We start from the raw sequence: 12,925 nt of genomic DNA on the forward strand, positions 1-12,925 counted from the left end.
GCATGGTTGTAATTAAAGATGCGTTATTCTTTATAGCATAGCCTGATCATTTCTGTATGGTGAGTAATCCTGATTTAGTTTTGATGGGGGGCTTTTACTTAAAAATATACTTTTAAGATGAAGCTTCGGCATCAAACTTTTTTAGTTCAGGAATCACGTTTTCTAGCCATGCAATCCAGCCAATTTCCTGATCTATTCCCAGCTGCAAAATCATTTTATGAATATACAGGGTGCGGTTATTCGCTGGTGCTTGGCTAAAGTCTTTGGCAAAAATCTGTTGATAGGTGTGCAACTTGGCTTTATGGAGCAACAAATGACGTTCCAGTTCTGGCAAGACACTGTTGCCGCCAAGTTGGGCTTCGGCACGTAAACGTACCATAAGCTCTTCGCGTAATTGCGCAGGAGGGCTTTGCTCGACCATCCAGTTTGCCAGTTCATGCCGCCCCAAAGCTTCTACCTGATAGGTTTTGCTACGACTGCTAGAATCTTCATCTTCTAAGGTTGAAATCCAACCTTTTTTCAGCATTGTATTTAGTTCGCGATAAATTTGTTGATGGGTCGCATTCCAGAAAAACCCCATAGAGCGGTCAAAACGGCGTGCCAATTCAATACCGTTACTGGGTTTTTCAATTAAACTGGTCAATAAAACGTGAGCGAGCGACATAAACAGAGCAACTTTATTTTTTTCAGCTTTAATTATGCAACATGTTGCATAAAAATTAAATCTAGAATATAAAAGTATGCAACAAGTTGCATTAAGCATAAAACAGCCAGCATTTTTGCCAGCAGGGAGATTCTATGTCTGACTATCCACATTTACTTGCGCCTTTAGATTTAGGCTTTACCACTTTAAAAAATCGGGTCTTAATGGGTTCAATGCACGTTGGACTAGAAGAAGCACCGGGTGGATACGAACGTATGGCGGCTTTTTATGCAGAGCGTGCCAAAGGTGGCGTTGGGCTGATTGTAACAGGTGGTATTTCACCGAATGATGCAGGCTTAACCTTTGCGGGCGGCAATAAACTTGATACTCGTCAAGAAGCAGAAAAACATAAAGTGGTGACTCAGGCTGTGCATGATGCAGGCGGCAAAATTGCTTTACAGATTTTACATACGGGACGTTATTCCTATCAGCCCGATATTGTCGCACCGTCAGCAATTCAGGCACCGATTAACCCAAGTAAACCACATGCACTAACATCGGCAGAAGTACAGCAAACCATTGCCGACTTTGTGAATTGTGCCAAATTGGCACAATACGCAGGCTATGATGGTGTCGAAATCATGGGTTCGGAAGGCTATTTAATTAATGAGTTTATTGTTGCGCGTACCAACCATCGTGATGATGAATGGGGCGGCAGTTATGAAAACCGTATTCGTTTCCCAATTGAAATTGTTAAACGTACCCGTGCAGAAGTGGGTGAAAACTTTATTATTATTTACCGCTTGTCGATGTTGGATTTAGTCGAAGGCGGTTCGAGTTTTGAAGAAGTGGTGCAATTGGCACAAGCGATTGAAAAAGCAGGTGCAACCATTATCAATACAGGGATTGGCTGGCATGAAGCACGTATCCCAACCATTGCTACCAAAGTCCCTCGCGCAGCTTTTACATGGGTGACAGAGAAATTAAAAGGTTTGGTTAAAGTGCCACTGATCACTTCAAACCGTATTAACACCCCTGAAATGGCTGAGCATGTTTTGGCTGCAGGACATGCCGATATGGTATCGATGGCACGTCCAATGTTGGCAGATGCTTTCTTTGTGCAAAAAGCAGAGCAAGGTCGCAGTGATGAAATCAACACATGTATTGGTTGTAACCAAGCTTGTTTAGACCATATTTTCTCAATGAAGATTGCTTCATGTTTGGTCAATCCACGTGCTTGCCATGAAACAGAACTCATTTTTAAAGAAGCAACACAGACTAAAAAAATTGCGGTGATTGGTGCAGGGCCTGCAGGTTTGAGCTTTGCAACCTATGCTGCAGAACGTGGGCATCAGGTGACGATTTTTGAAGCATCGAATCAAATTGGTGGGCAGTTTAATATTGCTAAAACCATTCCTGGTAAAGAAGAGTTTTACGAAACTTTGCGCTATTTCAAACGCCAAATTGAGCTGCAACCGAATATTAAATTGGTATTGAATCATACGGCTAGTTTTGAACAATTGCTCAATGCTGACTTCGATGATGTGGTTGTGGCAACAGGTGTAACCCCGCGTCAATTGGATATCGCAGGTATTAATCACCCTAAAGTGCTGAGCTATATTGAGGTATTAAAAGAGCGTAAGCCTGTAGGTCAACGTGTTGCGATTATTGGCGCTGGTGGTATTGGTTTTGATACTGCAGAATATTTAAGCCATGAAGGTGAAAGTGGTAGTCTAAATCCTGAAAAATTCTACGATGAATGGGGAATTGATACCAATTATGCGCATGTCGGTGGTTTAAAAGCAGCAAAAGTTGAAGAATCGCCACGTGAAATTTATTTATTGCAACGTAAAGCATCATCCGTGGGTGCTGGCTTGGGTAAAACAACAGGCTGGATTCATCGTACAGGTTTAAAAAACCGTGACGTTAAAATGATTGCAGGGGCAAGTTATGACCTGATTGATGATCAAGGCTTGCACATCACCGTCAATGGTCAAAGTACAGTGCTCGAAGTTGATCATGTGGTGATTTGTGCAGGGCAAGAGTCTTACACCGCCATGTATGAGCAATTACAGGCAGCAGGCAAAAATGTGCATTTAATTGGTGGGGCGAAAGAAGCAGGCGAGTTAGATGCCAAACGTGCAATTCGTCAGGGTGCTGAATTGGCAGCGAAAATTTAATGTAATTCCTTCTCCCTCTCCTTTGGGAGGGGGCTGGGGAGAGAGTTAATAATCGCTTCTGCCCAGTGCAGCAGTGCTTCAGTCTCACTCAGGGACTCTGCATAGAAATGAAATATCAAAACAAAAAAAAGGAACTTAACATGACTTTGGAAACAACAAAATTAGCGGTACAGCGTTGGCATACAATGCTGCAAAACCATGATATGTCTATTTTGAGTGAATTGCTGGCAGATGATGTGGTGTTTCGTTCACCTGTAGCGTACCAACCTTATGCGGGTAAACAAGTGGTATTTTTTATTTTGACCAATGTAATTCAGGTCTTTGAAAACTTTACTTATCACCGTGAGTTTTATACTGAAGATGGTTGCAATGTTGTACTTGAATTTTCCGCCAATGTGGGAGATAAAAAACTTAAAGGAATTGATATGATTCAATTCAATACACAAGGACAAATTGTGGACTTTGAAGTGATGATTCGCCCGAAAAGTGGTTTAGAGGCATTGGCTGTGCAAATGGGACAACGTATGGCTGCCTTTATGCCAACCGAAAAATAAAATACCGCGTGTGTATGGCAATGAAGTTGTTTTATAGAAATCGGTTTCGGGTTGGCATGCTTGAAAGTGCATGTATTGCTTGGGAGTAAAATGATGTCTACATTACAAAAAATAGCGAAAATTACACAAGCGGTTTTAGATCAGGTCACAGGCGCAGATTTACCGACGTTGTATTATCATCCACATGGAGAAATCCGTCGGGTATTGGATTATTTACCACAGCTCAAAGAAAAATACCGTCCAACACCGTGGCTGTCCAATACACATGCGCATCTTTTATATTTTGATTTAATTAAAAAGAAAACCATTCGTCAGCGGTATGATCGGGTTGATCAACTCACTATGCAAGATGGCGGTATCACCGCAGTTGCTTGGGTGGGTTATGACTTACCTGCAGATACTCCCACAATTGTTTTAATGCATACCATTACAGGTTCTTTGGAAAGTATGCGTGAGTTGGTGCGCGATTTACATCAGCAGACACAGTGGCGTATTGCCTTATGTTTACGTCGTGGGCATGGCAATTTACCTATGCCTGTACCACAAATGAATCTGTTTGGTTCGACGCATGATTTGCGTGAACAAATAGTGTTTATTCAGCAACAATTTCCACAATCTGAATTATATGCTGTTGGTTCTTCCGCAGGGACAGGATTATTGGTGCGCTATTTGGGCGAAGAAGGCGAGCAAACCCCAATTAAAGCCGCGTTTGCACTGTGCCCAGGATATAACACTGAACTAGGCTTTCAGCATGTGCATCCTTTTTACAGTAAAGTGATGACCAAAAAATTATTCCAGTTTTTTATTCAGCCCCATCAGGACATTTGGCAAAACGTAAAATCTTTATCGCAAGTGTTAAGTGCGACTACATTGGCAGAGTTTGAAAAGGCGTATTTTGAATTGGCGGGTTTTGAAGATTATGACAGCTACACACAAGCCATTAACCCAATTTATGTGTTTGAGAATGTCAAAATTCCGCTTATGGTTTTAAATGCAGAAGATGACCCAGTGTGCCACATCAAAAACTTTGATCCTTATAAAGAAACCATACGGAAAATGCCAAATATTATGGTAGTGACGACCCGTAAAGGCAGTCATTGTGGTTTTTATGAAGGTGTCGGTTTTACTAAATCTTGGGCATCGCGTTTAATTTCTAATTATTTTAAAGTGCAATCGCAGTTGCTGCAGGCAAGTTAAAGTGAAGCGCACAAACCTATATAGAAATAGGTAGCTGTATTGCAAATGTATTCACGAGTTATCTCAGCGAAGACTCATCCAAATGAATAAAAAACCCAGTACACAATGACTGGGTTTTTTAACGTCAATTCAAATCTAAGATAAGAACTTACACCTTAAAACTGACTTTAACTTAAAGCTTAGTTTTAAGTGAGCACTTAGTTCTCAAGTGCTGGGGTTGCAGCAGCAATCGCAGCGGCAACAGCATCATCTTCAGATTGAGCACCTGTGTTATTGCTTGGACGTGCTTGAGTTGGTTTATCTTCTGCTACAGGAGCTGCCGCTTTCGGCGCAGGCGCAGGTGCAGCAGCAGGTTGTGCAGGTGTTTCACGACGGATTTCAGTTGTGGTGTTCACTGTTTCAGTGCGCTCCACTTCTACCTGTGCAGGCGCTTCTGGTTCAGCATCTTGAATGTTTTCAACAGGTTCTAGTGGTTCAAATTGAGCAGTTTCAGTAGTTTGTTCAGTTTGAACCTCTACTTGTTCTTGCTCATCTTGCTTTGGCTGTTCTTTTTTTACACATGCAGTTAATAACAACGCCGTTGCAATTGCACCACAAATTAAAAGTTTCTTATTCATAATTGCACAAAATAAAAGATCGGATAGACGGACGTATTATAGCAATAAAATGACAGATGAAAATCCTCTCAAGAAGTTCTAATTTTTTATAGGAAATGCTGATAGAATAACCAATTGTTTATTGTTCTATGAATTGATGCGGAATGACTTTGCTTTATTGGTGCAGAGTAAAGTAAAATTGCGCAACATTGCAGGCCGATTTAGGCTCGATTGTACGAGAAACCCAATGACCCATTTTATTTTCGTGACTGGTGGTGTAGTTTCATCACTAGGTAAAGGTATTTCAGCTGCTTCAGTTGCTGCACTTTTAGAAGCCCGTGGTTTAAAAGTAACCATGGTCAAAATGGATCCATACATTAATGTCGATCCAGGGACAATGAGTCCTTTCCAACATGGTGAAGTTTTTGTCACAGAGGATGGTGCCGAAACTGACTTAGATTTGGGTTATTACGAACGTTTCTTGCGTCGTGCGAAAATGACCAAGTTAAATAACTTTACATCTGGTCGCGTGTATCAAGACGTTCTAAACAAAGAGCGCCGTGGTGATTACTTGGGCGGTACTGTTCAGGTGATTCCACACATTACCGATAATATTAAAGAACGTGTACTTCGCGCTGGCGAAGGCTACGATGTCGCAATCGTAGAAATTGGCGGTACAGTAGGCGACATTGAATCTCTCCCATTCATGGAATCTGTACGTCAATTGATGGTGGAATTAGGGCATAAGCGTACTATGCTCATGCACTTAACTTTATTGCCATATATCAAATCTGCGGCAGAGTTAAAAACCAAGCCAACTCAACACTCAGTTAAAGAATTGTTATCTATCGGTATTCAGCCAGATATTCTCATCTGCCGTACTGAACATGATGTTGATGCTGACACTACCCGTAAAATTGCGTTATTTACCAACGTAGAAGCACGTGCGGTTGTGGTATGTAAAGATGCCAAAACCATCTACCAAATTCCGCGTACATTCTATGAACAAGACGTTGATGATTTAATTTGTGAGCGTTTTGGCTTCAATGACCTTCCAGAAGCAGATTTATCTGATTGGGACAACGTAGTTGAAGCATTATTGAACCCAGAGTACAGCGTTCGTGTGGCGATGGTGGGTAAATATGTTGAACTGCCAGATGCTTACAAATCTGTAAACGAAGCATTGCTGCATGCGGGTATCCAAAACCGTGTCAAAGTTGAAATTGACTACGTTAATGCTGAAGAACTAGAAAGCCAAGATGTACGCACTGTACTGAAAGATGCAGATGCGATTTTAGTACCAGGCGGCTTTGGTGAGCGTGGTACTGAAGGTAAAATGCAGGCAATCCAGTATGCGCGTGAAAACGGTGTACCTTTCTTGGGTATCTGTTTAGGTATGCAGTTGGCTGTGATTGAATATGCACGTAACGTGGCCGGTATTGCTGATGCAAGCTCAACAGAATTTAACCGTTCAACCAAGTCACCACTCATTGGTTTGATCACTGAATGGTTAGATGAGCGCGGTGAAGTGCAACAGCGTTCTGTCGATTCTGATTTAGGTGGCACAATGCGTTTAGGTGCACAAAAATCTGAATTGGTAGAAGGCACAAAAACTGCACAAGTGTACGGTTCTAATGAAATTGTTGAGCGTCACCGTCACCGTTATGAGATGAATAACCGTTATATTCCAGTGCTTGAAGAAGCAGGGCTAAAAATTTCGGGTTATTCACCAATTCAGCACTTGGTTGAAACTGTGGAAATTCCGCAACACCCATGGTTTATTGCGGTACAATTCCACCCAGAATTTACCAGTTCGCCACGTGATGGACACCCATTGTTTGCAGGCTTTATTGGTGCAGCGAAGCAACAGCATCAAAAGAACAAATAAGATGGCTTTAGGAATAGACTAGGAAGTTTAAATGTCACTATTAAAACCACAGGAAATTGTACGTTTAGGTGATATACAAATGGCGAATCATTTGCCATTTGTATTGTTTGGCGGCATGAATGTCCTTGAGTCCAAAGACCTTGCTTTTGAAATTGCTGAAACCTATGTGGATATTTGCAAACGCTTAGATATCCCGTATGTGTTCAAAGCCAGTTTTGATAAAGCCAACCGTTCAAGCCTGAACTCGTTTCGTGGCCCAGGCTTGGAAAAAGGCATTGAGTGGCTGGCTGACATTAAAAAGCATTTTAATGTGCCAATTATCACCGATGTGCATGAGCCATATCAGGCTGCACCTGTGGCAGAAGTAGCTGACATTATTCAACTTCCTGCGTTTTTAAGTCGCCAAACCGATTTGGTTGAAGCGATGGCAAAAACTCAAGCCATTATCAACATCAAAAAAGCACAATTCCTTGCGCCGCACGAAATGCGTCATATTTTGCATAAGTGTTTAGAAGCAGGGAATGACAAATTGATTCTTTGTGAGCGTGGTTCAGCATTTGGTTACAACAACTTGGTTGTCGATATGCTGGGCTTTGACATCATGAAAGAAATGAATGTACCTGTGTTCTTTGATGTAACCCATGCTTTGCAAACTCCGGGTGGTCGTGCAGATTCGGCAGGTGGTCGTCGTGCACAAATTACCACCTTGGCACGTGCAGGTATGGCAACTGGCTTGGCAGGTTTATTCCTAGAAGCACATCCTGAACCAGAGCAGGCAAAGTGTGATGGCCCATGTGCATTGCGTCTATCACAACTTGAGCCGTTCTTGGCACAGCTTAAAGAATTGGATACCTTGGTAAAAGGTTTCCAAAAGCTAGATACACACTAAATTAGATCCATATTAAATTATAGACTCATTGATGCCTAAAGCATCACGTTATTAATCAACTGAGGAATTGTTCATGAGCCAAATCGTTGACATTCGTGCACGTGAAATTTTGGACTCTCGTGGTAACCCAACCATCGAAGCAGACGTAATCTTAGCATCTGGCGTAGTTGGCCGTGCATGTGCACCATCAGGTGCTTCAACTGGTTCTCGTGAAGCTCTAGAACTTCGTGATGGCGATAAAGCACGTTACTTGGGTAAAGGCGTTAAAACTGCGGTAAATAACGTCAATACTTTAATTCGTGATGCTTTACTTGGTAAGTCTGTGTTTGAACAAAAAGACATCGACAACACCATGATTGCGCTTGATGGTACTGAAAACAAAGAAAAATTAGGTGCTAACGCAACTTTAGCCGTGTCTTTGGCTGCTGCGCGCGCTGCTGCTGACGAAAAGAAAATTCCTCTTTTCCAATACATCGCAGACCTTCGTAACAACAGCATTTTAACTATGCCTGTACCAATGATGAACATCTTAAATGGTGGTTCACATGCAGACAACAACGTTGATATTCAAGAATTTATGATTGAGCCAGTGGGCTTCACTTCATTTTCTGAAGCATTACGTGCTGGTGCAGAAATTTTCCACTCATTAAAATCTGTATTGAACCAAAAAGGTTTGAACACAGCAGTGGGTGACGAAGGTGGTTTTGCGCCAAACTTACGTTCTAACGAAGAAGCAATCACAGTTATTCTTGAAGCTATTGAGAAGACTGGCTACAAAGCGGGTTCTGACATCATGTTGGCGCTTGACTGTGCATCTTCAGAATTCTACAAAAATGGTCAGTACATTCTTGCAGGTGAAGGCAACAAAGCATTCACAAGCAACCAATTCTCTGACTATTTAGCAGGTCTTGTAAATCAATATCCAATTATCTCAATTGAAGATGGTTTAGATGAGTCTGATTGGGAAGGTTGGTCTTACCTTACTTCGATCTTAGGTGACAAGATTCAATTGGTCGGTGATGACTTGTTCGTTACTAACCCGAAAATCTTGCAACGCGGTATTGATGAAAAAGTAGGTAACTCAATCCTGATCAAGTACAACCAAATTGGTACTTTGACTGAAACGCTTGATGCAATTTACCTTGCGAAAGCCAATGGTTACACAACTGTTATTTCACACCGTTCAGGTGAAACTGAAGATTCTACAATTGCGGATCTTGCAGTAGGTACAGCAGCAGGTCAAATCAAGACTGGTTCACTGTGCCGTTCTGACCGTGTAGCAAAATATAACCAATTACTTCGTATTGAAGAATTGACGAATGCTGCATATCGCGGTAAAGCTGAGTTCAAAGGTTTGAACTAAGCGAAATCAGTAGATGTCATTATTAAATGTATTTGACTCCAAAGCGAGTAAAGCATTGTTGGGCCTTGCGATCTTTTTGATCGCAGGGTTTCAATATTTACACTGGTTTGGTGAAGGTGGTTATCGTGACCATGCTGCACTGACAGAAAAAATCCAACAACAAATAGAATTAAATACAGAGCTGAAGGAGCGCAATCGTGTACTTGCAGCAGAAGTTTATGATTTAAAAAATGGGGTAGAAGCCATTGAAGAGCATGCCCGTTTAGATTTAGGCTTAATTAAGCCACATGAAACCTTTGTGCAAATGAGCACCATCAGCACACAATATAAACCAATTTATATTCAACCGAATTCCACAGTAGATTTACGCACCAATGAATCACAACAACTTGCAGCAGCAACCGCCCCGACACCCTAAACTTTGGGCGGTTATTCCCGCAGCGGGTTCTGGTAGTCGTTTTTCTAGAACTGAACTTAAACAATATCAGTATATTCAAGATCAAACAGTCTTAGCGCACAGCATCGCACGTTTAAATCACTTGCCTTTAGCGGGTTATGTTTTGGCGATTGGTCAAGCAGATGATGTAGCGCAAAACCTAAACTTGGCACAAAAAGAAAAAGCACATTTTTGCGTAGGTGGTGCAGAGCGAGTGGATTCAGTCTTAAATGCACTGCATTATTTATCTGAAATCGCCCATGCAGATGACTGGGTTTTGGTGCATGATGCAGCGCGTCCTTGTGTGACAGCTGCTTGCCTTGAACAGTTGTATCAGACTGCACTGGCAACAGATCAAAGTGCAATTTTGGCTATTCCAGTGCGTGATACTTTAAAAAAGGTAAGCCAAGGCACAAAAATTGAAACCACGGTAAGCCGTGACCAACTTTGGCAAGCGCAAACTCCGCAAATTGCTAAACTTGATGTGCTTAAAACAGCCATTGAATCTGCATTAAAACAGCAATTGACGATTACCGATGAGGCCAGTGCTTTAGAAGCAGCAGGGCAAATTGTAAATGTTGTGCACGGTCGTTCGGATAATATTAAAATCACCTATCCCGATGATTTAGAGCTGGCACGTTTAATTTTAACCTCACAACAACATGGATGATAAAAATCTAGTGTAATTAACACCGCGTTAAACTTGAATCTTCAACGATTAAGCTTTAATGATTCACTCTGTGCCGCTTTGCTTCTATAATTGTCCATCCTGTCTATTTTAAATACCTTTGAGTCGCATGAATCCATCGCAGCAGTATCGTTTTTTACGTCACTCATTACGTGATGGTAGAAGCATTAAAAATGATTCCTCACACTGGACTAAATTACATTTAGATCCATGGTTGCTGTGTTTTCTGATTTTAAATGCGATTCTGGGTTTAATGGTGGTATATAGTGCCACCGCGCAAGATATGGGGATGGTGCTGCGTCAAGCAACCAGTTTTGGCATTGGTTTTATCGCCATGATTATTTTGGCGCAAATTCCGCCTAAGGTATATCAAGCTGCCAGTCCATATTTTTATATCTTTGCAGTCATCATGCTGGCTTTGGTTTTGGTCATTGGTGAAACCCGTATGGGGGCAAAACGCTGGATCAGCTTGCCGGGTATTGGCAGTATGCAACCCAGTGAATTTATGAAATTTGCCATGCCATTGATGATGGCGTGGTATTTTTCGCGTCGTGCTTTCCCGCCTAAATTGATCCATATCATTGTCGCTTTAGTGATTATGATGATTCCTTTTGTCTTGGTGGCATTGCAACCCGATTTAAACATTGGTTTGATTATTCCCGGTGTCTTTGCGCTATTTTTAAGTGGCATGTCATGGCGATTAATATTGGGGGCAATCACCGCATTGGCTGTTGCAGCACCGTTGCTTTGGATGTTCTTTTTGCAGGAATACCAAAAGAAAAGGGTACTCACCTTATTTGACCCAGAGTCGGACGCCTTGGGGGCAGGCTGGAATATTATTCAATCCAAAATTGCCATTGGGTCAGGCGGTTTTACAGGTAAAGGTTATTTAGAAGGAACGCAATCACATTTGGGTTATCTGCCTGAACATCATACTGACTTTATTATGTCGACCTATGCCGAAGAGTTTGGTTTTATTGGCGTGTTTTTACTGTTCAGTTTGTTTGCCGCGATTATTTTACGTTGTTTGATGATTGGGATGAATTGTTTCCATAATTTCGGGCGTTTGTATGCAGGCACGGTTGGTCTTACTTTCTTTTTCTTTGTATTTCTAAACTCAGGGATGGTGAGTGGTATTTTACCTGTAACGGGTGATCCATTGCCACTTATGAGTTATGGTGGAACGGCAGTCATTTCCATGTTGGCGAGCATGGGGATTGTGATGTCTATTCATACCCATCGTTAATTCAGAATCCATGTGAAAGGTGATGTGGATGCAAGTTGCTATCATGATCCTTTTCACATTTTGTGGCTCTAAAATAGCCTAAGCAAAACAGGATAAGCACAAAAAAAATCTCTATAATATCCAATAAATTTACTTTGTTTATTAAGCAATAATTCAAAAAGAACAGCGTAGCAGTAACACATACAGAGCACCCTATGACCCATTTAATTTTTATTGCACTTTTTCCTTTGATTGCCTTAATTGCAATGGGTTATCTGCTTAAGCAATCACGTATGCTGGATGAGCCATTTTGGAAGGGTGCAGAAAAGTTAAATTACTATATTTTGTTCCCCAGCATGTTGTTTTTAAACCTCGCCACAGCAAATATTGAAGCGAAATCAATTGCACAGATTTTGTCGGTCGTAGGGATTGTTGTGGCTTTGGTTGGTTGTCTGTTATATGCTTTTCGCGGCTACTTTAAAACACCCGCAGTCCGTTTTGGGGTGTATATGCAAAGCATGGTACGTTTTAATACGTATATCGGTTTGGCTTTGGTCGCAGCATTGTTTCAGGTGCAGGGCATGGCGCTGTTTGCGATTATTTTGGTGTTCTGCATTCCATTGGTGAATGTTTTATCTGTGCTGGCTTTAAGCGATACTAAGACTTTACAGGCAAAGCAAATCCTATGGTCATTAATGAAAAATCCATTAATTTTAGGGTGTATTGTTGGCGGTCTATTTAATTTATCAGATTTGAGCTTGTGGGAAGGTGCAGCGCATTTTATTCGTCAAATAGCGTTATGCAGTTTGCCTTTGGGATTAATGTGTGTGGGCGCAGCATTACAATTTAATGGCTTGCAACGAGATGTATTCGCATTGGCATTGAATGTGTTCGGGCGTTTGTTATTTATGCCTGCTTTGGCTTGGCTAATTTGTCAGAGCTTAAATGTTCCAGTGTTGGAGTCGCAAATTTTAGTTTTGTTTTTTGCTTTACCTACTGCATCGGCAGCTTATGTACTTACACAAGTTTTAGGGGGAGATAGTCGTTTAATGGCTTCAATTATTAGCTTGCAAACCGTATTCGCCGCATTAACTTTGCCAATTGTGTTGTGGTTGCTCATTTAATCTGTCTAATACAATCTATCTCCAAGTGAAAGAGGACTCCACCCGTCAGTCAGGGTGGAGGTGAATTTCACAAATTTCAACCTTGTTGATTCTGAATATATTGTTTGATTATTTCCAAAGGCGCACCACCACAAGACCCTGC

12 protein-coding genes are annotated in these 12,925 nt (G+C 41.5%); 10 read left to right on the top strand and 2 right to left on the bottom strand.

All coding sequences use genetic code 11. The features are described from left to right. Positions 1-112: 112 nt before the first annotated feature. Positions 113-664 carry a PadR family transcriptional regulator gene (locus FTU66_RS10790; RefSeq protein ID WP_180112787.1) on the bottom strand — a complete coding sequence of 184 codons (552 nt, stop codon included), beginning with the start codon at positions 662-664 and terminating at the stop codon, positions 113-115. 134 nt (positions 665-798) lie between these two features. Here FTU66_RS10790 and FTU66_RS10795 point away from each other — a divergent pair, with 134 nt between their 5' ends. The 3 genes from FTU66_RS10795 (at position 799) to FTU66_RS10805 (ending at position 4,574) form a co-directional block, all read left to right on the top strand. Continuing rightward, positions 799-2,823, top strand: a complete 2,025-nt coding sequence (locus tag FTU66_RS10795; protein WP_004973335.1) for an NADPH-dependent 2,4-dienoyl-CoA reductase — start codon at positions 799-801, stop codon at positions 2,821-2,823. Positions 2,824-2,963: 140 nt separating this feature from the next. Beyond that, the gene (locus tag FTU66_RS10800) at positions 2,964-3,377 is read left to right on the top strand and encodes a nuclear transport factor 2 family protein (protein WP_004973337.1); all 414 of its coding nucleotides are present in this window, start codon (positions 2,964-2,966) and stop codon (positions 3,375-3,377) included. 90 nt (positions 3,378-3,467) lie between these two features. Further along, positions 3,468-4,574: a YheT family hydrolase gene (locus tag FTU66_RS10805; RefSeq protein WP_180112788.1), complete on the top strand. Its 1,107-nt coding sequence runs from the start codon at positions 3,468-3,470 to the stop codon at positions 4,572-4,574. A 197-nt stretch (positions 4,575-4,771) separates the two neighbouring features. On the opposite strand, the gene FTU66_RS10810 is transcribed toward FTU66_RS10805, so the two are convergent. Further along, positions 4,772-5,191, bottom strand: a complete 420-nt coding sequence (locus FTU66_RS10810; RefSeq protein WP_096900861.1) for an internalin — start codon at positions 5,189-5,191, stop codon at positions 4,772-4,774. Between the two features lie 226 nt (positions 5,192-5,417). Here FTU66_RS10810 and FTU66_RS10815 point away from each other — a divergent pair, with 226 nt between their 5' ends. From FTU66_RS10815 to FTU66_RS10845, 7 genes are all read left to right on the top strand, one after another. Beyond that, complete coding sequence (locus tag FTU66_RS10815; protein ID WP_168417396.1) at positions 5,418-7,058, top strand: CTP synthase; 1,641 nt, start codon at positions 5,418-5,420, stop codon at positions 7,056-7,058. A 31-nt stretch (positions 7,059-7,089) separates the two neighbouring features. Beyond that, entirely contained in the window at positions 7,090-7,947 is an 858-nt protein-coding gene (kdsA, locus tag FTU66_RS10820; RefSeq protein ID WP_180112789.1) for a 3-deoxy-8-phosphooctulonate synthase, read from the top strand. Between the two features lie 73 nt (positions 7,948-8,020). Beyond that, positions 8,021-9,310: a phosphopyruvate hydratase gene (gene eno, locus FTU66_RS10825; RefSeq protein ID WP_004973347.1), complete on the top strand. Its 1,290-nt coding sequence runs from the start codon at positions 8,021-8,023 to the stop codon at positions 9,308-9,310. 13 nt (positions 9,311-9,323) lie between these two features. Then, on the top strand, positions 9,324-9,728 hold the full coding sequence (locus FTU66_RS10830) for a septum formation initiator family protein (RefSeq protein ID WP_004973349.1): 405 nt from the start codon (positions 9,324-9,326) through the stop codon (positions 9,726-9,728). Beyond that, positions 9,685-10,416: a 2-C-methyl-D-erythritol 4-phosphate cytidylyltransferase gene (gene ispD / locus FTU66_RS10835; protein ID WP_180112790.1), complete on the top strand. Its 732-nt coding sequence runs from the start codon at positions 9,685-9,687 to the stop codon at positions 10,414-10,416. The genes FTU66_RS10830 and ispD overlap by 44 nt, the downstream gene beginning before the upstream one ends. A gap of 127 nt (positions 10,417-10,543) precedes the next feature. Next, positions 10,544-11,680, top strand: coding sequence for a rod shape-determining protein RodA (gene rodA / locus FTU66_RS10840; RefSeq protein ID WP_180112791.1), 1,137 nt, complete (start codon positions 10,544-10,546; stop codon positions 11,678-11,680). Positions 11,681-11,874: 194 nt separating this feature from the next. Next, positions 11,875-12,783 carry an AEC family transporter gene (locus tag FTU66_RS10845; protein WP_180112792.1) on the top strand — a complete coding sequence of 303 codons (909 nt, stop codon included), beginning with the start codon at positions 11,875-11,877 and terminating at the stop codon, positions 12,781-12,783. Positions 12,784-12,925 lie beyond the last annotated feature (142 nt).

It is taken from the genome of Acinetobacter sp. YH12131, assembly GCF_013418635.1.
GTDB classification, from domain to species: Bacteria; Pseudomonadota; Gammaproteobacteria; order Pseudomonadales; family Moraxellaceae; genus Acinetobacter; species Acinetobacter towneri.